The sequence below is a fragment of the Faecalibacterium prausnitzii genome, assembly GCF_049532945.1.
Lineage (GTDB): Bacteria > Bacillota > Clostridia > Oscillospirales > Ruminococcaceae > Faecalibacterium > Faecalibacterium prausnitzii_N.
This window is the reverse complement of record NZ_CP186691.1, coordinates 1,459,766-1,479,180: the sequence shown is the minus strand read 5'-3', so window position 1 is coordinate 1,479,180 and position 19,415 is coordinate 1,459,766. Positions and strand designations below refer to the sequence as shown.

19 protein-coding genes are annotated in these 19,415 nt (G+C 55.1%); 5 read left to right on the top strand and 14 right to left on the bottom strand.

The genetic code is table 11. The annotated features are described in order from the left end of the window. Positions 1–42 precede the first annotated feature (42 nt). Entirely contained in the window at positions 43–1,908 is a 1,866-nt protein-coding gene (locus ACNQFG_RS07395; RefSeq protein ID WP_423406473.1) for a peptidoglycan D,D-transpeptidase FtsI family protein, read from the top strand. Between the two features lie 202 nt (positions 1,909–2,110). On the opposite strand, the gene ACNQFG_RS07390 is transcribed toward ACNQFG_RS07395, so the two are convergent. Beyond that, positions 2,111–2,704, bottom strand: coding sequence for a xanthine phosphoribosyltransferase (locus ACNQFG_RS07390; RefSeq protein ID WP_423406472.1), 594 nt, complete (start codon positions 2,702–2,704; stop codon positions 2,111–2,113). A 223-nt stretch (positions 2,705–2,927) separates the two neighbouring features. Here ACNQFG_RS07390 and ACNQFG_RS07385 point away from each other — a divergent pair, with 223 nt between their 5' ends. Then, the gene (locus ACNQFG_RS07385; RefSeq protein ID WP_423406471.1) at positions 2,928–3,797 is read left to right on the top strand and encodes a patatin-like phospholipase family protein; all 870 of its coding nucleotides are present in this window, start codon (positions 2,928–2,930) and stop codon (positions 3,795–3,797) included. A 94-nt stretch (positions 3,798–3,891) separates the two neighbouring features. On the opposite strand, the gene ACNQFG_RS07380 is transcribed toward ACNQFG_RS07385, so the two are convergent. The 8 genes from ACNQFG_RS07380 to ACNQFG_RS07345 all read right to left on the bottom strand — a co-directional run bounded on the left by ACNQFG_RS07380 (position 3,892) and on the right by ACNQFG_RS07345 (position 10,995). Further along, the gene (locus ACNQFG_RS07380; RefSeq protein ID WP_423406470.1) at positions 3,892–4,566 is read right to left on the bottom strand and encodes a recombinase zinc beta ribbon domain-containing protein; all 675 of its coding nucleotides are present in this window, start codon (positions 4,564–4,566) and stop codon (positions 3,892–3,894) included. Positions 4,567–4,590: 24 nt separating this feature from the next. Next, entirely contained in the window at positions 4,591–4,896 is a 306-nt protein-coding gene (locus ACNQFG_RS07375) for a DUF6036 family nucleotidyltransferase (protein ID WP_423406562.1), read from the bottom strand. A 224-nt stretch (positions 4,897–5,120) separates the two neighbouring features. Beyond that, positions 5,121–7,280 carry a 1,3-beta-galactosyl-N-acetylhexosamine phosphorylase gene (gene gnpA, locus ACNQFG_RS07370; RefSeq protein WP_154258517.1) on the bottom strand — a complete coding sequence of 720 codons (2,160 nt, stop codon included), beginning with the start codon at positions 7,278–7,280 and terminating at the stop codon, positions 5,121–5,123. Between the two features lie 39 nt (positions 7,281–7,319). Beyond that, complete coding sequence (locus tag ACNQFG_RS07365) at positions 7,320–7,508, bottom strand: DUF6903 family protein (RefSeq protein WP_005946255.1); 189 nt, start codon at positions 7,506–7,508, stop codon at positions 7,320–7,322. An 11-nt stretch (positions 7,509–7,519) separates the two neighbouring features. Further along, on the bottom strand, positions 7,520–8,416 hold the full coding sequence (locus ACNQFG_RS07360; protein ID WP_005946252.1) for a carbohydrate ABC transporter permease: 897 nt from the start codon (positions 8,414–8,416) through the stop codon (positions 7,520–7,522). Between the two features lie 12 nt (positions 8,417–8,428). Continuing rightward, positions 8,429–9,313, bottom strand: a complete 885-nt coding sequence (locus tag ACNQFG_RS07355; RefSeq protein WP_005926926.1) for a carbohydrate ABC transporter permease — start codon at positions 9,311–9,313, stop codon at positions 8,429–8,431. An 87-nt stretch (positions 9,314–9,400) separates the two neighbouring features. After that, positions 9,401–10,771, bottom strand: coding sequence for a carbohydrate ABC transporter substrate-binding protein (locus tag ACNQFG_RS07350; RefSeq protein ID WP_423406469.1), 1,371 nt, complete (start codon positions 10,769–10,771; stop codon positions 9,401–9,403). Beyond that, complete coding sequence (locus tag ACNQFG_RS07345; RefSeq protein ID WP_423406468.1) at positions 10,768–10,995, bottom strand: hypothetical protein; 228 nt, start codon at positions 10,993–10,995, stop codon at positions 10,768–10,770. The genes ACNQFG_RS07350 and ACNQFG_RS07345 overlap by 4 nt, the downstream gene beginning before the upstream one ends. Positions 10,996–11,186: 191 nt before the next feature. On the opposite strand from ACNQFG_RS07345, the gene ACNQFG_RS07340 reads away from it, so the two are divergent. From ACNQFG_RS07340 to ACNQFG_RS07330, 3 genes are all read left to right on the top strand, one after another. Beyond that, entirely contained in the window at positions 11,187–12,053 is an 867-nt protein-coding gene (locus tag ACNQFG_RS07340) for a helix-turn-helix domain-containing protein (RefSeq protein ID WP_423406467.1), read from the top strand. Beyond that, positions 12,043–13,182: a phosphotransferase enzyme family protein gene (locus ACNQFG_RS07335; protein ID WP_423406466.1), complete on the top strand. Its 1,140-nt coding sequence runs from the start codon at positions 12,043–12,045 to the stop codon at positions 13,180–13,182. The genes ACNQFG_RS07340 and ACNQFG_RS07335 overlap by 11 nt, the downstream gene beginning before the upstream one ends. A gap of 64 nt (positions 13,183–13,246) precedes the next feature. Continuing rightward, the gene (locus ACNQFG_RS07330; RefSeq protein WP_423406465.1) at positions 13,247–13,420 is read left to right on the top strand and encodes a hypothetical protein; all 174 of its coding nucleotides are present in this window, start codon (positions 13,247–13,249) and stop codon (positions 13,418–13,420) included. 98 nt (positions 13,421–13,518) lie between these two features. Here the strand turns inward: ACNQFG_RS07330 and ACNQFG_RS07325 are convergent, their stop codons facing one another. From ACNQFG_RS07325 to ACNQFG_RS07305, 5 genes are all read right to left on the bottom strand, one after another. Continuing rightward, positions 13,519–14,334, bottom strand: coding sequence for an alpha/beta fold hydrolase (locus ACNQFG_RS07325; RefSeq protein ID WP_423406464.1), 816 nt, complete (start codon positions 14,332–14,334; stop codon positions 13,519–13,521). 201 nt (positions 14,335–14,535) lie between these two features. Further along, entirely contained in the window at positions 14,536–15,246 is a 711-nt protein-coding gene (locus tag ACNQFG_RS07320; RefSeq protein ID WP_005943328.1) for a response regulator, read from the bottom strand. Then, positions 15,239–17,122, bottom strand: coding sequence for a DUF4118 domain-containing protein (locus tag ACNQFG_RS07315; RefSeq protein WP_337679439.1), 1,884 nt, complete (start codon positions 17,120–17,122; stop codon positions 15,239–15,241). The genes ACNQFG_RS07320 and ACNQFG_RS07315 overlap by 8 nt, the downstream gene beginning before the upstream one ends. A gap of 279 nt (positions 17,123–17,401) precedes the next feature. Continuing rightward, on the bottom strand, positions 17,402–18,049 hold the full coding sequence (locus tag ACNQFG_RS07310; RefSeq protein ID WP_298638328.1) for a potassium channel family protein: 648 nt from the start codon (positions 18,047–18,049) through the stop codon (positions 17,402–17,404). Positions 18,050–18,060: 11 nt separating this feature from the next. Further along, positions 18,061–19,398, bottom strand: coding sequence for a TrkH family potassium uptake protein (locus tag ACNQFG_RS07305; RefSeq protein WP_207698417.1), 1,338 nt, complete (start codon positions 19,396–19,398; stop codon positions 18,061–18,063). Positions 19,399–19,415 lie beyond the last annotated feature (17 nt).

The following is a 19,415-nucleotide window of genomic DNA, read 5'->3' as shown; positions in this document are numbered from 1 at the left end:
GAGCCGCCGGTACATAAAATAGCGGCGAAGGGAGATGATGTCATGCCTCTCCGCACCCTCCCGGAGAAGGCCTTCCGCCGCCGGGCGCGGATGGTGGCCGTGGTATTCTGCGCCGTCTGCCTGGGGCTGGCAGCGCGGCTGTTTTATTTGCAGCTGCGCACCAGCCGCTGGTACACCGACCGCGCCCTCGGCCAGCAATTGCGCGATACTGTGGTGCCTGCCGACCGGGGCCGTATCTACAGCGCCGACGGTGTACTGCTTGCCGCCAACAGCAGCTGCTGGACGCTCCGCGCCTCGCCCCGCGAGATGCCAGACGACAAGCTCTCCCTCGCCGCCGAGGGCCTTGCGGACATCCTGGACCTCGACGCGGCCAGCCTGCTGGAATCGTTCCGCGACCGCCGCTCCAACGACTGCCTTTTGCGCTACCGCGTGGAGCGCGACACCGCCGACCGCGTGCGGGATTTTTGTGAAGAGAACGGCATCACCGGCATCCGCATCAATCAGGACTCCAAACGGTGGTATCCGCAGGGGCAGTTCCTCGCGTCGGTGCTGGGGTTCACCAATGTGGACAACGCCGGGGTCTCCGGGCTGGAGCTGCAATACGACGGCCTGCTCACCGGCGAGAACGGCGTGGTGCTCACCGCCGTCAACGCTTGGGGCTACACACTGGAGCAGAGCTACGAGACCGAGCGTTTCCCCACCGAGGGCGACGGCCTGCGGCTGACCATCGACACCCAGATCCAGCACTATCTGGAAAACGCACTGGGGTACGCGGTGCAGGAACACCATGTGGCGGCGCGCGCCGTGGGCATCGTGATGGACGTGAACACCGGGGCCGTGCTGGCCATGTCCACCACGCCTGCCTACGACCCCAACGAGCCCCGCGTCATCGCAGACGAAGCCGCACGGAATCAGGTGGAGGGCCTTTCCAGCGAGGCGCGCCGTGCCGCCCTGCAGCTGGCCCAGCAGACCCAGTGGCGCAACAAGGCCGTCAGCGACCTGTACGAGCCGGGCAGCGTGTTCAAGCTCATCACCTGCGCCGCCGCGCTGGATGCCGGGGCTGTGAACAAAAACTCCACCTTTTACTGCGGCGAGTCCATCTCGGTGGCGGGCACACGGTTCCACTGCGCCAACCACAAGCGCCACGGCAGCCAGACCGTGACCCAGGCGCTGGAAAATTCCTGCAACCAGAGCTTTATCCAGATTGGCGCGCGGCTGGGCAAGAAAGCCTTCTGCGATTACTTTGCCGCTTTCGGCCTGCGGGAGCCAACCGGGGTCGATCTGCCCGCCGAGCCCAAAAAGAGTCTGTACTACACCGCCGACCGCATGGGACCGGTGGAGCTGGCCTCCTGCGCCTTCGGCCAGAGCAGCAAGATCTCCTACCTCGAAATGGCAGCGGCCATCTGCGCCGTAGTCAACGGCGGGAAGCTGATGCGGCCCTACGTGGTCTCCGACATCCTTGCGCCGGATGGGAGCCTCATTGAACACATCGGCCCCGCCTGCACCCGGCAGGTGCTCAAGGCCGAGACCAGCGCCGTCATGCGTGAGATGATGGAAGCCGTGGTGCTCTACGGCGGCGGACGGAACGCACAGATTGCGGGCTACCGGGTAGGCGGCAAGAGCGGCACCAGCCAGAAGCTGGACAGCGCCGACGAAAAAGCCCGTATTGCCAGCTTTGTGGCCGTGGCTTCCATCGACGACCCGCAGTTTTTGTGTCTGGTGTGCTTGGACGAACCCCACAGCTGGACGACTGCCGGCGGCAGCCTTTCAGCCCCGGTGTGCGCCGAGGTTCTGGAACAGACGCTGGTGTACAAGGGCGTGCCCCGCGCCGCTGTGCCGGATGCAGCTGCCTCCGAGCCCACCGCTGCCGACCTGCCCGCCGACGGTGACAGCTTCGATGGTGCCTAAGGTGTGTCTGAAAACAAAGAAAATGACGAATATTTCGCAAGCACAAGCAGGATTTAAGGCAAAGAGCCGCAGGAATCCTTTGTGGATTTCAAGGCTGTTTCACGCAAGATCCGGCTGTGCTTGTAGAAATAGACTAAATTTTCGACTTTTCAGATACACCCTAACAAAAAAAGACCGCCGAAGCGGTCTGAAAGGTTCGTGGTTAATTCTGCTGCGGCTGCTCGCGGAACCGGATCTCACCGGTGGCCGCATCCATGGACTCCACAATGGCAAGGCTCTCCAGCTGGATGCCCTTGCTGCGGATCAGCTCGCCGCCCTGCTGGAAGCCCTTTTCCACAGCAATGCCGATGCCCTCCACTGTGGCACCGGCTTCCTTGGCCAGATCCAGCAGGCCCATCAGGGCACAGCCGTTGGCAAGGAAATCGTCAATGATCAGCACATGGTCTTCCGGGGTGAGGAACTTTTTGGAGACGATCACATTGTAGATCTTTTTGTGGGTGAAGGACTGGATCTTGGTTTCGTAGTTGTTGTAGTCCAGATTGATGCTCATGGACTTTTTGGCAAATACCACCGGCACGTTGAACTCGCTGGCCACGATGGCTGCAATGCCAATGCCGCTGGCCTCGATGGTGAGCACCTTGTTGATGGGCTTGCCTGCAAACAGGCGCTTCCACTCCTTTGCCATCTCCCGGAACAGCGGAATGTCCATCTGGTGGTTGATAAAGCTATCCACCTTGAGCACATTGCCCTCGCGTACGATACCATCTTTGCGAATACGATCTTCCAGCAGTTTCATTTCAGTCTCTTCCTCCAAGCTTTTGATACAGCATTTCGATTTCACCTAGTATACCGGATTCCCCTACCGGATTTCAAGGTCTTTTGGGCAATTTCTCTCTTGTTTTCTCCAAAAATTCGAGTATACTGAAGGTAATCCTCGGAATACGAGGCCGAGGAGCTGCGGAGGTTGTGGAGAGCCTCCCGCACTGTGGGATACGAAGGACAAGAAGGAGCAACACCATATGAAAACAGGATTGGTCTTGGAAGGCGGCGCGATGCGGGGTATGTTCACCGCAGGCGTTCTGGATGTGCTGATGGAACATGACATCACGGTAGACGGTGCCATTGGCGTTTCGGCCGGTGCGGTGTTCGGCTGCAACTACAAGTCCCATCAGATCGGCCGTGTGATCCGCTACAACACCCAGTATTGCAACGATAAGCGCTACGCAAGCTTCGGCAACCTGCTGCGCACCGGCAACCTGTACAGTGAGCAGTTCTGCTATCACGATGTCCCCGAAAAGCTGGACCCGTTCGACGAAACGGCCTTTGCGGCCTCGCCCATGGATTTCTTCGTCGTCTGCACGGACGTGAAGACCGGCGAACCCATTTACCACAAATGCCGCAAGGGTGACGCCGAGGATGTCCGCTGGATGCAGGCATCCGCCTCCATGCCGCTGGCGGCCAAGATCGTAAAGATCGGCCACTACGGCCTGCTGGACGGCGGCATTGCCGATTCCATCCCCGTGCGGTTCTTCGAGTCCATCGGCTACAAACGCAACCTCATTGTGCTGACCCAGCCCAAGGGCTTTGTGAAAAAGAAGAACCCCCTGCTGCCCGCCATCCGGGCGCGGTATCTGCGCTATCCGGCCTTTGTGGAAGCCGTTGCCGACCGTCACGAACGCTACAACGAGACGCTGAGCTACATCTCCATGCTGGAGCAGGCCGGTGCCGATTACGTCATCCGCCCGCCCATCCCGCTGGAGATCGGCTCCATGGAGCGCGATCCGGTCCAGCTGCGCCGCGTCTACGAGACCGGCCGTGCCGTGGCACAGATCCAGATCGACAAGATCAAAGCCTTCCTCGACGCCGCCAAGGCGGAACCGGAAACTTAACAAGCAGCAAGCCCCGCCCTGCATCGCACACATTCCCGTGCGGCGCAGGGCGGGGCTTTGTTCGTGATTGGCGGGCATTATAAGCCAAATAAAATCAAGGTAGAAAACAAATAATCCGAACTTTTTCCTCCACCGAATCGGTGGTCAGAGTGTCCTCAAAACGGACGGTTTGGGTGCCATCCTTGTAGTTGAACGTGATCAGCATCCGGTCATCGTACAGGAAAATGGCATTGACAAAAATTTCAATCAACGCTTTTCGTTGCTTTTTCTGCGAAATATCGAACTTTCTGAATTTCATCAGCCAGAACCGGATGAAATCCTCATTGAAGCTGGGCTTCTTCAATTTTTCATCTGCAATTTTTGCAGTCAGCTCATCTTTCTGGTTCTCCAGTGCTTCCAGACGCTCTTTCGTTGTCCGGGTGTACAAGCCGTCCTCGATCGCCTTCATCAGGTTGTCCAGCTTTTTGTTAACCTCTCGCAGTTGCTTTTCCAGCAGCGGGATCGTGGTGTTCTCCTGATTCTGGACATCCATGACCAGTTGAACGATCTTGTCGATCACCGCATCGTCCTGAATCAGCTTCATGGTCTCCCGGACGACCAGATCTTCCAGCCAATCCTTCTGCACGGTCTTTTTGTTGCAGCCCTTACGCCGCTTGACGTTGGCGCATTTATAACAATAGTAGGTGCGCCCGGTGGCACTGGTTCCGCTTTCGCCGAACATCAGCGCACCGCATACTAGCCGTCTGTACCCCGGAAAGCTCTGCCACATACTGCTTCAAGAAACCTTCAAATGTCAGCTTTCACATGGTCTCCACCTCTCTACATACTCCTGATAGCGGATATAGAAATCCCGATACCGCCAGTCATTCAGAATGCTGGCTCTCAACTCATCCTCACCCGTTGCAAGGTGTTCCAATACATTCCAATCCAAGGAGTTCCGCACAACCTCGCTCTCTACGTCTGCCTTGTCGGTGTCCCGGAAAGAGCACAGCTTTGCAATCACCAAGTCCTCCAGACTGGGTGTATAGAACTGCACCTTTGTACCACCAAAGGGTAGCGGCTGAAGCCGGTCTTGGAAGTTGTACGGAAAATTGTCGATACTTAAATTTTTTCAGTAAGTGTTTCACCATCTTACGCATACTCGCACGGGCAGTTTCTTTTTTCTGCAGGTCTATTACGCTCGCATTACTGAATTTCTGCGTTTCCAGCCATCTCCATTGCGCGTTCGATTGACACAGGTTGAGTTATCGGCAGATACAGCAAACACAACGGGCGGCTCTGATAACAGAGCTGCCCGTTGTGTTCGTTTATGAAAAGGAGAACTTAGATCTCATACCACTTGATCTCGTTGGCATCCAGATGCAGAGCAAAGCTGCTGCCGTCTGTGGTGTAAACGGTGGTGTCCTGCGGCTCGTAGGTGTTGTTCACCACGCAGTACTTGCCGTTCTTGACGTAGGCGTGAACTTCTACATTATAATTGGAGCTGAACCATGTATGCAGTTCCTCCTCGCTGTGGGCACTCCACAGGATAGCGCGGTAAAGGGTGCGGCTGTTGGCAAAACTGTAAGGCACACCGCTGATGTACACGGCACGACCCTTGCCGAAGTCGTGTGCCGCCATCTGCACTTCTTTGTTTCGCTGCACCAGTACTTCGGTGCCTTCCAGCGCATAGATGTTCTTCTTGCCTTCGCCAAAGTCCACGGGTTGGTCGGCATCCTGCAGAATGAAATGGTCCGGGTGTTCTTCCCAGTTGTACTTGTCGTAGTTGAGGGTGAAGCCGTTTTCTTCCTCCACGCCCAGCACGCTGGCAAGCTGGAGAATGTGGCCCTGATACGGGTGACCGGAAGGCTCACCCACGCCGATAAAGCCGCCGCCGTTCCAGACGAACTTGCGGATAGCGGAGGAGATCTCCGGATCTTCCCACCAGATGCCGCCGGTGTGTGCGGTGTCGGCATCGCCGACATTGATAATGACATCCAACGAATCCAGCAGATGCGGGTCGTTCTTGATATCCTCAAAGCTGATAAACTTCACATCAAAGGGCGCACCGGACAGCATCTCAATGACACCGGCATAGCTATAGTTCTGCTTGTAATAGAGGGCGTGATGCACCATGTGACAGCCCCAAGCCCGCATTTTACCCCAACAGTTCAGCACGGCCACCCGCTTGACACAGTAGGGTGTGGTGCCCTTGATGTTCTCGTACAGTTCGCGGAACTCGTTGCAGACGCTCTCCACGTAGTCCACGAACTCCGGGAACTGCAAGGCCAGTTTCAGATAGCCGCCATAGCCGATGCGGTCGATGGGCTTGCGCAGGATAGCGCGGCGGGCTGTAACCCAGTTCTCCTTGGCTTCCCGCACCGGGTCGCCGCCCTCGTGGAAGGTGTCGGGGAAGAAGTACGGCAGGAAACGGCCCTCGGTGTACTTCACGCCCTCAATGTCAGAGATCAGGCGCAGGGTGGAGCCGTTGCCCACGCTGCCCACTACGGCATCCAGTCCGATGGTCTTGAACTCCGGCATGAAAGGTTCGGTGCCGATCCAGTGATCGCCGAGGAACATCATGGCTTCGCACCCGCACGCGTGGGTGATATCCACCATCTCCTTGGCAAGCTTTGCCACCTCGCGGCGCTGGAAGGCCTGAAAATCCCGAAATTCCTTGCTGGGCACCCGATACTGGTTGTTATAGTAGCCCTGATCGATGATGTACTCCGGGCGGAACTTGTAGCCCACTTCCTGCTCAAACTGGTTGAGGATATAAGGGCTGACCGAAGCAGAGTATCCATACCAGTCCACGAACTTCTCCCGCTTCAGCTCGTCGAAGATCAGGGTGAACTGGTGGAAGAAGGTGGTGTAGCGGATGACGTTTACATAGGGGTGCTCTGCAATGAACTTGCGCAGGCGCTCCATGGAATACTTGTGGGTCTTGGGCTGACGCACGTCAAAGGTGATCTGGTGCTCAAAATTCGTCCAGCCGTTGGTGGTAGCGTTGTACATATGCACCGGGTCCCAGATGAGGTAAGCCAGAAAACTGACGGTATACTCATGGAACGGTACGGCCTGTACGGTCACACTGCCGTCGGCGTAACTCCACTGCTCCGGCGGCACGGGCTGACCGGTGGTTCGATCCATGACCTCCCACCAGCGGGTGATGTCGTCGTTGGTGTTCACCTGCATCAGCTCCGGGCTGATGCCCTTCATCAGCGGGATGGTCACGGTGTCGCCGGGGGCGGTGTAAAAGCCGGTCATGATGTAGCACTGCTGTACCTCGTCCGGGTTTGCCTTTGCCCATGCGTTGTCCTTGCGGGTGGTATAGTAGGTGGAGTAGATCTTGGCGTCCGCATTCTTGAGCTGTTGCGGGAAGTCGGTGCCGTCGCAGTCGCGGATGGCATCAGCACCCCACTTTTTTAAGATTTCCAGCGTTTCGGGCACAACGTCCAGGTCTGTGGGAATGGTCACGCGCCCGGTCTTTCTTATTTCATCCATGGGAAACTCTCCTTTTGCCTCTCTTTGAATCGTAGGGGATCAATCGTAGGCGGCGTTATACAGCGCCAGCACAGCCAGCAGCAGCGCTACGCCCACCAGCATGATGCCAAGCCCTGCCAGCTGTCCGGTCATTTTCCAGCCGGACACCACCAGCACCAGTGCCAGCACGAACAGCACCAGCATCAGGACCATGCGCAGGGCGGGATGGTTTTTCCAGTATGCTTTCATCGTTTGTCACCTTAACCTTTCAGGCCGCCCACGGTCATGCCCTGCGTCAGCTGCCGCTGCACGCAGATGTACAAAATCAGGGTGGGCAGCATCACCAGCACAAGACCTGCATACATCGTGCCGTACTGGGCGGCGCTCTGCTGCGCCTGCATCAGGTTCAAAAGACCGACCGGCAGGGTGCGGGGTGCCTTGGTGGAGCTCATCAGGGTCATGGAGATGATATACTCGTTCCAGAAGGACAGGAAGTTGAACAGGATAATGGTGATGATGGAGGGCTTTGCCATGGGGAAGATGATGCGGGTCATGGTGGAAAAATAGCTTGCACCGTCGATATAGGCGGCCTCCTCAAAATCGTGGGGCAGGGTGGCAAAGTAGCCCGACAGCAGGTAGATGGTAAAGGGCAGCGCGGTGGCGGCGTATACCACCGCCAGCACCACCAGATTGTTCAGCAGAAAGCCGCTACCAAAATGGCTTTTCAGCCACACATCGCCGTCCCGCAGCATCAGGAAGATGGGCACCACGATGTAGTTCACGTTGATGAACAAGCCCGCCATGAACAGGGTGTTCAGCACCTTGCACCCCTTGAAGTGAAAGCGGGACAGGCAGTAGGCGGCGGGCAGGGCAACGACCAGCAGCAGCGCCAGCGCCAGCGCGGTGACGATGACCGAGTTGAGCATATATTCGCCCATTTTCGCGCCGTTCCATGCGTTGACAAAGTTCTGCCAGTAGAACCCGGCGGGCAGTGCCCACGGGTTGCCGTAGAACTCTGCATTCTGCTTGATGGAGGCCATGAACACCCATGCCACCGGCACGATGATGGTAACGGCCAGCAGAACCAGCACAAAATAGATGAAAAACTTGTACAGACCTTCCGCAGAGCGGGAAGATTTTTCGGTGGTATTCTGCATCTTCTTCCCTCCTTAAAATTCCAGCGTATCGCGGTTGGTGACCTTGTTGACACAGGCGGACAGGGCAAACGAGAACAGGAAGATTACCACGCCGATGGCCATGCTGTAACCGTAAAGACCGGCGTCCTTCTGGCTGTACATATAGCTTAGCGCCACATCCGATGCGCCGTTGGGGCCGCCGCTTGTCATGGCCTTGACGAAGAGGAAGGCCATGTTGATGGTGGAGATGATGAAGAAGGTCAAAGTGGTGCGGATATTCGTCCAGATGAGGGGGATGGTGATCTGGAAGAACTGGGTCAGCCGCCCGGCACCGTCCAGATTGGCGCTCTCGTACAGGCTGATGGGCACGGCAGACATGGAGGCCATATACATGACCATGTAGTAGCCGATGGCCTGCCACACCATGGCAATGATGATGGAGGGAATGACCAGCTTTTCACCCTTCCACAAAATGGGGTCGCTCATGTTGCGGAACAGACCGATGATGCTGTTCAGCATGCCGTTTTCCGGCTTATAGATGGCAGAGAAGATGCCGGAGATGACGACCACCGACAGGATGTTGGGGATATAGAAGATGATGCGGAAAAAGTTCTGTCCTTTGATTTTCTCCCGGGTGAGGATGGCGGCAAATACCAGTGCAAAGGCGAAGGTGATCAGGGTGACCGTTACCACCAGCAGGATCATATTCTGCATGGAGCGGATGAACTGGGCGTCCCGCAGCAGATGCTGGAAGTTTTTAAGCCCCACAAAGGTCTCGTTGGGAGAATAGGCACCCCGCTCATACAAACTCATGCGGAACACGTTGAGGGTGGGCAGGATCATAAAGAGGAAAAACAGGATGGTAGCCGGTGCCACACAGAGGAATACGAACCGTTTGCGGCTTTTATCCGTTCTCATAGGGGATTGACCGCTCCTTTCTTGATGGTACTGTACAGCCCAAAAAAGCGGAGGCGGTAAAAACCGCCCCCGCTGGGCAGGGCTTAATTACTCGATGATGTTGGCGCGCATCTGGTCGCTGGCGGACTTGATGCCGTCGATCCACTGCTGCTCGGTCATGCTGCCGGACACCAGAGAGTTAACAGGGTCGAAGAACACGGTGCGCACTTCCACGCCGGGGATGGCACTGAAGGCTGCAAAGTTGCCCATGGCGGCCTTTGCGCCGTTGTCGTAGATGGAGTAGAACATCTTGTTGTCGCCTTCCAGACTGTCGGCGATGCCCAGCACAGGCTGGATAGCGCCGCTCTCGGCAAACAGCTTGCAGGCTTCGTCGCTGTACAGGTAAGCTACGAACTGCTTGGCGGCATCCTGATGCTCGGCACCGGCGGGGATCCATGCCTGCTCGAACCAGGTGTAGCTGTAACCATCGCCGCCGGCCTTGACAGCGGGCAGGGCGGTCATGCCCCACTCAAAGCCGTCTGCACGGGGAGCCTCGGCCATCTCGCCCACGATCCAGGTGCCGTTGGGCATGAACAGGGCCTTGTTGTCCAGCACCAGCTGCTGGTTCTGGGTAAAGTCCTGATCGTTGGCCTGTGCGGGGGTAATGGGGTTGGTGTAGGAAGCCAGCTTTGCCACGATATCAAAGCAGGTCTTTGCCTCGGGGGTGTCCCAGATGCCCTCGGTGTAGTGGGTGGCCTTGTTGAAGAACTCCGGGCCGCCGGCAGCGTACATCAGCGCATAGAAGAATGCGTCGAAGTAGCCGGTGGTGGGGTAGGTGAACAGGTAGGTGCCCTCAGCGGCAGCCTTGTCGCCCAGTGCCCACATCTCGTCCCAGGTCTTGGGCACGTCCCAGCCCTTTTCCTTCAGGAAACCGGCGTTGTAGAACAGGCCGCAGGGGCTGTAGAACATGGGAGCCAGATAGGTTTTGCCGTCGCCGTAGGGGTTGGTCAGGGAGGTGTCGGTAAAGCCGCCGGCGATCTTCTCGCTCACCTTCTTGCTCTCGCCGGGCACGGTCATGCTCAGCACATCGGTGATGTCGGCGATCAGGTTGCCCTTGATGAACTGCTCGGTCAAGGCAGCTTCACGGCCGGTGGCCAGATGGACCACGTCGGGGTAGTCGCCGCCCTGCATGGAGGGGCCGATGACGTCCTCCAGCTTCTTGTCGGTGGTCAGGTCCACCTTGATGCCGGTCTGTGCGGTAAAGGCCTCGGCGACCTTCTTCCACATCTCAGCGCCATAGCCGGTCTCGATGGCGGCTACCTTGATGGTGACGTCCGCAGCCACTGCGGAAGAAGTAGCGGCAGAAGATGCCGTGCTGGACGCGGTGGAGCTGGAAGAGCCGCCGCAGGCAGCCAGACCCAGTGCAGCGGCGCCAACGCCGGCCGCCTTCAGGAAATTACGACGAGAAATGCGTTTCATAGTGTATCCTCCATCATAAAATTCCGTTCAAAACACAGCCGGGGCAAACAGGCTTCGTCCGAGAGGGCTGTGGTTTTTTCTGGTTCCAATATAGAGGTTTTTACGGTTCGCAACAAGGTCTTTGTTGTTTCATTTTTTAGAAATATTGCTTTTTTGGAAATTCTTTCAGCAAAAGCACTAAAATTGGTCGGATTGTTTTGGAACATTTCCCCATCTGTAACCAATTTGACATATTTTTCACGCAATCAAAGGCAAAAGTATTGATCCTATCCAAAAATCAGGGCTTGCATTTTTTCTTCATTGCCTCTATAATAAGAAAAAACGTACGAATCAACGCATCGTTTTTAAGCTCGTATTTTTAGTATCTTGCTTTTATTTTTATGTTTTTTGTTCTTCGCCTCAAAAGGAGCCATTTATGAGTACCCAGCGCTTTGATATCCGCCACGCGCCCGCTCCGCGGGAATCCTTCCGGCTGCTGTACATCAGCAAAAGCAAATTTGGCGGCGATTGGAACAGTACCACCCACACCCACTCCTGCACGGAGCTGTTCTACTGTCTGAGCGGAGAAGGTCAGTTTTATTTAAGCGGTCAGCTTTATCCGGTCAAACCGGATGATATGATTATCGTCAATCCGCAGGTAGAGCATACCGAGTTGAGCCTGAATGCTTCACCGCTGGAATACATTGTATTGGGCGTTGCTGGCATCGAGATCTTATTTGGAAAATCAGATTCTTCCTACGCCATCTTCAATTGCCGGGAGAACCGGGAGCGGATGGTCACGTTGCTGCACATGCTGCTGGCCGAGGCCGACCGCAGCTTAGACGGCTGCGAGACCGTTTGTCAGGACCTGCTGGAGGTACTGCTGATCTGGCTAGTGCGGTGTACCACGCTTTCTTTGCAGGTAGAGGAAACGCCCTGCTCCGACAGCCGGGAGTGTGTGGAGATCAAGCGGTATCTGGACACCAACTACCGCGAGGATATCTCGCTGGATATCCTTGCTGAAATCGCCCACATCAACAAATACTATCTGGCCCACACCTTCCAGCGGGAGTACGGCATTTCCCCCATTACTTACCTGAACCGCCGCCGCATTGAGGAGAGCAAGCATATGCTAGGCAACACCAGCTACAGTCTGGCGCAGATCAGCGAGCTGATGGGCTTTTCCTCCCCCAGCTATTTCTCCCAGTGCTTCCGCAAGGCGGAGGGCATGACCCCCAACGAATACCGCCGTCAGACGCGGCAGGGAAAACGCCCCGCCCCGACAAAACGGCATGAAGTATAACGAAAACGAGGAATTTATGATGAAATCCGTTACCCTTTCTTTGCTCCAGTCTGCTGCAAATGCCTTTGATTTTGGCGGGCCTGTGCTCTGCGATGCTCACCACTATGGTGAGGGGCATATCAACGACACCTTTGTGGTCTGGCGGGAAGATCATTCCAAACGCTTTATTTTGCAGCGCATCAACACAGATACCTTTACTAACCCGGTGGGCCTGATGGAGAATGTCTGCGGCGTGACCCGGCATCTGCGGGCGAAAATTCTTGCCGAGGGCGGCGACCCCATACGGGAAACGTTGAACGTCATCCCCACCCTGACCGGCGGCTGCTGCTATCTGGATGCCGATGGCGGTGCATGGCGTGCCTATGACTTTGTAGAAGATACCATCTGTTTGCAGCGGGTCGGCAGCGAAGCCGATTTCTGCACCGTGGCCGAGACGCTGGGCAAGTTCCAGAACCAGCTGGCGGATTACCCGGCCTCCACCCTCCACGAGACAATTGCCCGTTTCCACGACACGCCCAACCGCTATGCCAATTTTGAAAAAGCCCTCGCCGCCGATGCACTGGGCCGCGCAAAGAACATTGCGCCGGAAATCGAATTTATCCATGCGCGGGAGAAAGACTGCCATGTCCTGCTGGATCAGCTGGCAGCTGGCGAAATTCCTCTGCGCGTCACCCACAATGACACCAAGATCAACAATGTCCTCATCGATGCCGCTACCGGAAAAGGCATCTGTGTCATTGACCTCGACACCGTGATGCCGGGACTTTCGGCCTACGACTTCGGCGATTCCATCCGCACCGGTGCCAACGACTGCGCTGAGGACGAACCTGACCAGAGCAAAGTCCATTTTGACCTGCATCTGTACGAAGTGTTCGCCAAAGGGTATCTCTCCACTGCCGGGGCATCCATGAGCATGGCAGAAAAAAAGAGTCTTGCATGGGGTGCAAGGCTCATGACGCTGGAATGCGGCATCCGTTTTCTGACTGACTATCTGGAGGGCGACCATTATTTCCATATTGCTCGCCCGGATCACAACCTCGACCGCGCCCGCACCCAGTTCACACTGGTGCGGCAGATGGAAGAGGTTTTCGATCAGATGCTGGAAATCGTCTGCCCGGACAATCACTGATTTCGCAATCTCCTCCATTCGGATACAGCAAGAAGCATGGACGCTCTCCTTTTCGGGGGCGTCCATGCTTCTTTTTACAGCTTATCCCTACACACCCATCAAATCGTCCTTTGAGGACGCTGGGAGCGTAGAGGAGATGATGCGCTGCAGCAAATTACCGTGCCATGACCTCACGCTTTCTGTGGGCGAGCCGGACAACGCCCCTCCATCTGCTGTCGCAGACCGCGCTACCGCTTAAAAGCCCCACTGGGGCTTTCATTGCTCCGCTGCGCTTCGCAAACGCGGTCCCACCCCAAACCCTGCTAAGATTGTTTACGGCAAACTGGAAGTTGTCTATTATAAAATATCAGCAACAAATTCCTCTATCAAACGATTCACCTGTTCGGGTTTGTCTGTATTGGAATTGTGCCCTGCTCCTTCTATCCACGTCAAAGGAATTTTCGTATTGCGATGCCATGCTTTGTTGTACCGTATACACGAACCCGCGTGATCTTGTGTGCCGCATATCAGCAACACCGGACACTTGATCTCATACGGCAGGTCCTTCTCCATAGCCGCTGCCAAAATACGAAAACCATGTCCGGCAATTTGTGCATAGCGTTTCTGATTGCCGTCATAAGTCAGCATTATTTCACGCATGAGATTTCTACCGTAATCAGACGTGGCAACGCCTTCCGACCCCGATTTCAGGAGCCATTTCCACGGATAGTGAGCATATACCGGTTCCATCCGTTTCAAAAGCCAAATTTCAACTGCCGTCACATAGCTTCGTTGCAGCGGTGCAGAATCAATGGAGACAAAGCCTGTCATTTTGTCTGGGTAAAGCTGCGCATAAGCCTGTCCCACATATCCACCCATAGACTGCCCGACAATGACAGGCTTTGTGATTCCTTCTTGGTTTAAGATATCGTTCAGCCATTTTGCCTTATCGAACAGATCAAAATCAAATTGAAACGGCCATGAGGAACCGTGTGCCGGCGTATCCCAGACGATAACATTATACCTGTTCTCAAAATACTGAATCTGCTTATCAAACAATCGATGATCCGCAGTCAATCCCGGCAGAAAAACAAGCGTAATTGCATCCGGGTTTGACACACTCACCCAATAGCGAATCGTTCCGCAACGGGTCTGATATGTCCGTTCCTCCATTGAGCTTCCCTCCCATAACTTCCGATTTAGATGCTCCCTCGGTCTAGCCGGGTACTCGTAACCAATCCTGACCGGCAGTTGCCGTGTTGGTTCTCAAAAACTGTTTTACGAACACCCAGCACGGGGAACGCCCTGTTGTACATATCGCTTGTCTGTGGTCTTTTGCAGGGTGCGTCCGCAGGGCGCACCCTGTTTTTTTTACTATGCTTCATCATTTTCTGCGCGCAGCATCCGGTATCCGACACCAACATGGGTCTGGATCAGATGCGGCGCATCCGGGTATCGTTCCAATTTTTTGCGCAGGGATGCCATGTAAACTCGCAAGGAAGCAATGTCATTTTCCTGCGTACTGCCCCATACTTTCTGCGTGAGGGAGGTATGCGTCAGCACCTTGCCCACATTATGCGCCAGCACACACAGCAGTTTGTACTCGATGGGGGTCAGATGCAATTCATTCTCACCCAGCCAGACGCACCCGGCCGAGAAGTCGATCTTTAAAGGACCATTGACAAAAACCGGACTGTTTATGCCGTCAGAAGCCAGCAGATTCAATCGGCGCTGCGTTACACGCAGTCTTGCCAGCAGCTCGTCCACGGAAAACGGCTTTGTCAGATAATCGTCTGCGCCGTTGTCCAGTGCCTCGATCTTATCAGAATCTTCGCTCCGGGCACTCAGGACAATGATGGGCAGGTTCGACCATGTGCGGACGCTGCGGATGACCTCGATGCCGTCTATATCGGGCAGCCCAAGATCCAGCAGCATGATGTCCGGATTGTGGCTGGTAGTCATCATGATCGCCGTTTCCCCATTGGAAGCAGTCAGATATTTATAGCCGTGGGTCTTCAGGGTCGTTGTGATCAGACACCGTACAGGAACATCATCCTCTACGACCAGAATGGACGGCTTATTCATGAATATTCACCTCGCTTTGCGGCAATGCAAAGGAAAAGACACTGCCATTGGGAATGTTGTCACGCAGGGTCAATGTTCCACCGTGAGCCGTCAAGATTGCACGGCAGAGGGGCAAGCCCAGTCCAAGGCTGCGGTGGCTGTCTGCGATGCGGCTCTGCCCGGTATAAAACATCTCGAACACCTGTGCTTTTGCTCGATCCGGAATACCGGGGCCGTTATCTGCCACTTCCACTACGACCTGATGGTCTTTCCGGTAAGCCGAAATCTGAATGACCGAGCCCACGGGGGTGTATTTGATAGCGTTATCCACCAAATTGACAACGACCTGCATGATCAGCCGTGCATCCACATTGACCAGAAGGATCTCGTCCCCATACTGTGTTGTGATGGTGTGTTCGCAGCTTTTCCGGTTGACATGGTGCAGCGCTTCTTCGATCATTTCGTCCATCAGCTGCGGCGAGATCTGCAGATTCATCCGCCCATCCTCAATGCGGGTGATAGAAAGCAGATTTTCCACCAGACCAATCAGCCATTGTGCATCGTCAAAAATATCGGTGCAGATCTTGTTCCGGGTCTCTGTATCCAGCGTTTCTCCGTTGGAAAGCAGATTGCTGGCATTGCCGGAAATGGAGGTCAGCGGGGTGCGCAGATCATGCGAGATCGTGCGCAGCAGATTTGCCCGCAGCTCTTCATTTTTTGCCTGCACGGTTGCCTGCTCTTTTTCCAGCGCATTTCTGCGGTTTTCAATGGCCAGCGCACCTTCGCCCAGAATGGAAAGCAGCACACTGTTTTCAAAGGCATCCAGCGGTTTTTCGGACAGATCGATCCCGATCACTCCAAACACGCCGCCTCCGGTCCGAAGTGCAAGATAAAGTCCCTTTGCATCCGGGTAGCTATCCGTGCCTGCACCGGAACGCTTTTTGTTGGCAAACGTCCAATTTGCTGCATCCCGTTCTTCCGGTGCAGAAAAGATGTTTTGCGCCGTTTCCCCGTCAACTCCAAAAACCTGTTCTGCCCCAAGACCTCCGTTTTGTTCCAGGTAGACGATCAGACTCCGGTTCAGCAGCTTCATCAGCTGGGAAGCTGTCAGCGAAAAGATTTCTTCTTCACTTTTGGCTTTCTGTAAAAGCTGATTCGTATCAAATAGTACTTTTGTCCGGAATGCTGCCTGCGCAGACATTTTTGCATGGTCTTTCAACCGTGTCGTCAACGTACAGGTAATCATTGCAGAGGTCAGCATCAGGGCAAACGTAACCTGATAACCGGGGTCATACGCATGGAATGTCAGGCGCGGTTCCGTCAGAAAAAAATTGTACAGCGCAACACTGGCAACGGACCCCAGCACACCGCAGGTGTAACCGCTGGTACACAATGCGGTGAACAGCATCCCCAGCATATAGAGCATAATAATGTTATAACGCGCAAAGTCCAGCTGCAGGAAAAAGAAGCCGATGAGCGTGATGCAGCTCAGGATGCCTGCGGTAATCAGAAGATCACGGACAGACGGCAGAAGCGGACGGGTGAACAGCTTCCGTCCTGAACCGTAGCCGTTCTCTGCAGAAGCATCCGGGATGATGTAAATATCCAGATTAGGCGCAGTCATCGTCAATTTTTCAGTCAGTGACGGTCCACTCCAGAAATGGCGGCGATGTACGCTGGAGCTCCCCAGTACGATTTTTGTAATGCCGGAGATGCGGGCAAACTCTGCGATCTGCTGCGGAATGTCATCCCCATAGATCGTAGAAATGTCGGCACCTGCCTGCTCTGCCATACGAATGTGCTGCTGCAAGCGCCGACAGTCTTCTTGTCCCATCTGATCCGAATCCGGAGTCCGGACATACAGAGCTGTAAAGGTCCCTCCAAACGCCTTTGCCATCGTTGCTGCCGTCCGCACGATCTTTGCATTGGAGGGAGAGGACGACAGACACGCCAGAATATGTTCAGTGGGTGGGTCGTTCTGATTCATAAAAATCACCTGCCTTGCCCACAGTATAGCACAATTTGATGGTCACGACCACCAGCCACGTCTTTTTCCTTCCTGTTGAAGGATCTCCTTCCGCATGTGATCCAGCGCATCTGCTGCCCAAAAACCACTCAACATGACTCCAAGAACCATCAGTAACAAAACGACATCCATATGATCCGTCCTATCTTTTCAGAGCCGGAAACACTTCTGGATCGATGCGTATTTTCCCAAAACCAGCATACTTTCATCCCGGCACAGCTGCGTATCCGGCGTGATGCTCATATCGAGCTTTCCGTCTTTTTTCAGCGCAAGAATGTTGATGTTATACTTTTTTCGGATATTGATCTCACCGATCGTGCGATCCATCCATTCCGGCGGAATGGTCACTTCCATGATAGCGTGGTCGTCCTGCAGCTCGATATAATCCAGAATGTGTTCGGAGCTGTATCGGATCGCCGCCCACTTTGCCAGCTGCTTTTCCGGGTAGACCACTTCATCCGCACCGTTGCGCAGCAGAAACTTGGCTTGTACATCCCGCTCTGCACGCGAGACCACAAGCTTTGCCCCCAATTCTTTGAGCAGTGAAGTGGTTTCCAGCGAGTTTTGAAAATTACCGCCGATGGTTACGATGCACACATCAAAATTGCCGACACCAAGGGAACGCAGAAAGTATTCGCTGGTGCTGTCACCGATCTGTGCATTCGTCACATAGGAAAGCACGGCGTTCACACGGTCTTCGTTGTTGTCGATTGCCATGACCTGATGACCCAGCTCATTCAGTTCCTGCGCAATATGGCGGCCAAAACGGCCAAGCCCAATCAAAAGAATCGATTTCATACTTGTCTCCTTTATCCGATTGCGATCTTCTCCTGCGGCAGACGAGAGTGGGCAGGGCTGCTGCCAAATGCCGCATAGATCAACGTCAATCCACCAACACGTCCCAAAAACATCAGTGCGATCAGCACCCCCTGCGAAAGGATGCCCAACTGCGGCGTGATGCCCAATGTCAGACCCACCGTTGCCACAGCCGAAGCAGTCTCATACAGACAGACTGACATCGGCAGCTGCTCGGCCGCAGCAATGACAAAGGCTCCGAGGAAGAACAGCGTCAAATACATCCCTGCGATCGTGGCAGCATTCTTGACCGCAGAACCATCTATGCGCCGCCCGAAAAATTCGGCATCTTCTCTGCGGCGGAAGGTCGCCCACATATTGGCCAGCAGAACGGCAAATGTTGTGGTTTTCATGCCGCCTGCCGTAGAGCCGGGCGAACCGCCTAACAGCATCAGAACCACCATCAATGCCTGTGAAGTGCTGCCCATCGCAGCAAGATCGGCGGTGTTAAAACCGGCAGTACGGGGGGTAACGGATTGAAACATCGACAATAAAATGCGCTGCCGGGCAGAGCCTGCCGTGAACTCGAAGCAATAAAAGTACAGCGTCGGCAGTACCAGAAGAAATGCCGTTGTGACAAGGATCACCTTGCTCTGCATCCGATAGCGGTGAAAATCAAGGCGATATGTACAAATATCCTCCCATGTCAGAAAGCCAAGTCCGCCAAAGACGATCAGGGCCGCGATCACTGTGGTAAGCAATGGGTTTCCTGCATACCGTGTCAGCGAAACAAATTTTGCACCCTCTGTTCCCAGCAGGTCAAAGCCGGCATTGCAGAACGCCGAAATGGAATGAAACAACGCGTACCAGATCCCGCGCAAACCATAATCGGCGCAGAACGTCGGCAGCAGCAGTGCAGCACCGACCAATTCAAACAGGGCGGTGATCCGCAGAATAAAGCCTGTCAGCCGCACGATGCCGCCCATCTGCGGGGCAGCAGTAGCTTCCTGCATCGTGCTACGCTGCTTGAGGGAGATCTTTCGCCCGGAAAGCAGCGCAAAGGCAGCGCCCACCGTAATGACGCCCAATCCTCCGATCTGGATCAGAAGAAGGATCACGCTTTGCCCAAAAGCCGACCAGTAGCTGCCGGTATCCTGAACCACAAGTCCGGTCACACAAAGGGCAGAGGTGGAGGTAAACAGTGCCTCATGGAACGGTGTGACGCACCGCTGCTGTGCAGCGATCGGGAGCATCAGAAGCAATGCGCCCACCAGATCGACTGCCGCAAAGCCTGCAATAATAACCTGAAAAGAAGAAAAACGGTGCCGCTTGTAACGAGGATATTGAATCATAAAAGCTCCTTTACCTA

Bases quoted from the DNA above. Each gene is read 5' to 3' on its own strand.
- ACNQFG_RS07355 (WP_005926926.1), bottom strand. From the start codon at position 9,313: ATGAGAACGGATAAAAGCCGCAAACGGTTCGTATTCCTCTGTGTGGCA.
- ACNQFG_RS07380 (WP_423406470.1), bottom strand. From the start codon at position 4,566: ATGTGGCAGAGCTTTCCGGGGTACAGACGGCTAGTATGCGGTGCGCTG.
- ACNQFG_RS07340 (WP_423406467.1), top strand. From the start codon at position 11,187: ATGAGTACCCAGCGCTTTGATATCCGCCACGCGCCCGCTCCGCGGGAA.
- ACNQFG_RS07395 (WP_423406473.1), top strand. From the start codon at position 43: ATGCCTCTCCGCACCCTCCCGGAGAAGGCCTTCCGCCGCCGGGCGCGG.
- ACNQFG_RS07365 (WP_005946255.1), bottom strand. From the start codon at position 7,508: ATGAAAGCATACTGGAAAAACCATCCCGCCCTGCGCATGGTCCTGATG.
- ACNQFG_RS07330 (WP_423406465.1), top strand. From the start codon at position 13,247: ATGCTTCTTTTTACAGCTTATCCCTACACACCCATCAAATCGTCCTTT.
- ACNQFG_RS07360 (WP_005946252.1), bottom strand. From the start codon at position 8,416: ATGCAGAATACCACCGAAAAATCTTCCCGCTCTGCGGAAGGTCTGTAC.
- ACNQFG_RS07320 (WP_005943328.1), bottom strand. From the start codon at position 15,246: ATGAATAAGCCGTCCATTCTGGTCGTAGAGGATGATGTTCCTGTACGG.
- ACNQFG_RS07335 (WP_423406466.1), top strand. From the start codon at position 12,043: ATGAAGTATAACGAAAACGAGGAATTTATGATGAAATCCGTTACCCTT.
- ACNQFG_RS07385 (WP_423406471.1), top strand. From the start codon at position 2,928: ATGAAAACAGGATTGGTCTTGGAAGGCGGCGCGATGCGGGGTATGTTC.
- gnpA (WP_154258517.1), bottom strand. From the start codon at position 7,280: ATGGATGAAATAAGAAAGACCGGGCGCGTGACCATTCCCACAGACCTG.
- ACNQFG_RS07350 (WP_423406469.1), bottom strand. From the start codon at position 10,771: ATGAAACGCATTTCTCGTCGTAATTTCCTGAAGGCGGCCGGCGTTGGC.
- ACNQFG_RS07305 (WP_207698417.1), bottom strand. From the start codon at position 19,398: ATGATTCAATATCCTCGTTACAAGCGGCACCGTTTTTCTTCTTTTCAG.
- ACNQFG_RS07310 (WP_298638328.1), bottom strand. From the start codon at position 18,049: ATGAAATCGATTCTTTTGATTGGGCTTGGCCGTTTTGGCCGCCATATT.
- ACNQFG_RS07390 (WP_423406472.1), bottom strand. From the start codon at position 2,704: ATGAAACTGCTGGAAGATCGTATTCGCAAAGATGGTATCGTACGCGAG.
- ACNQFG_RS07325 (WP_423406464.1), bottom strand. From the start codon at position 14,334: ATGGAGGAACGGACATATCAGACCCGTTGCGGAACGATTCGCTATTGG.
- ACNQFG_RS07315 (WP_337679439.1), bottom strand. From the start codon at position 17,122: ATGGCAAAGGCGTTTGGAGGGACCTTTACAGCTCTGTATGTCCGGACT.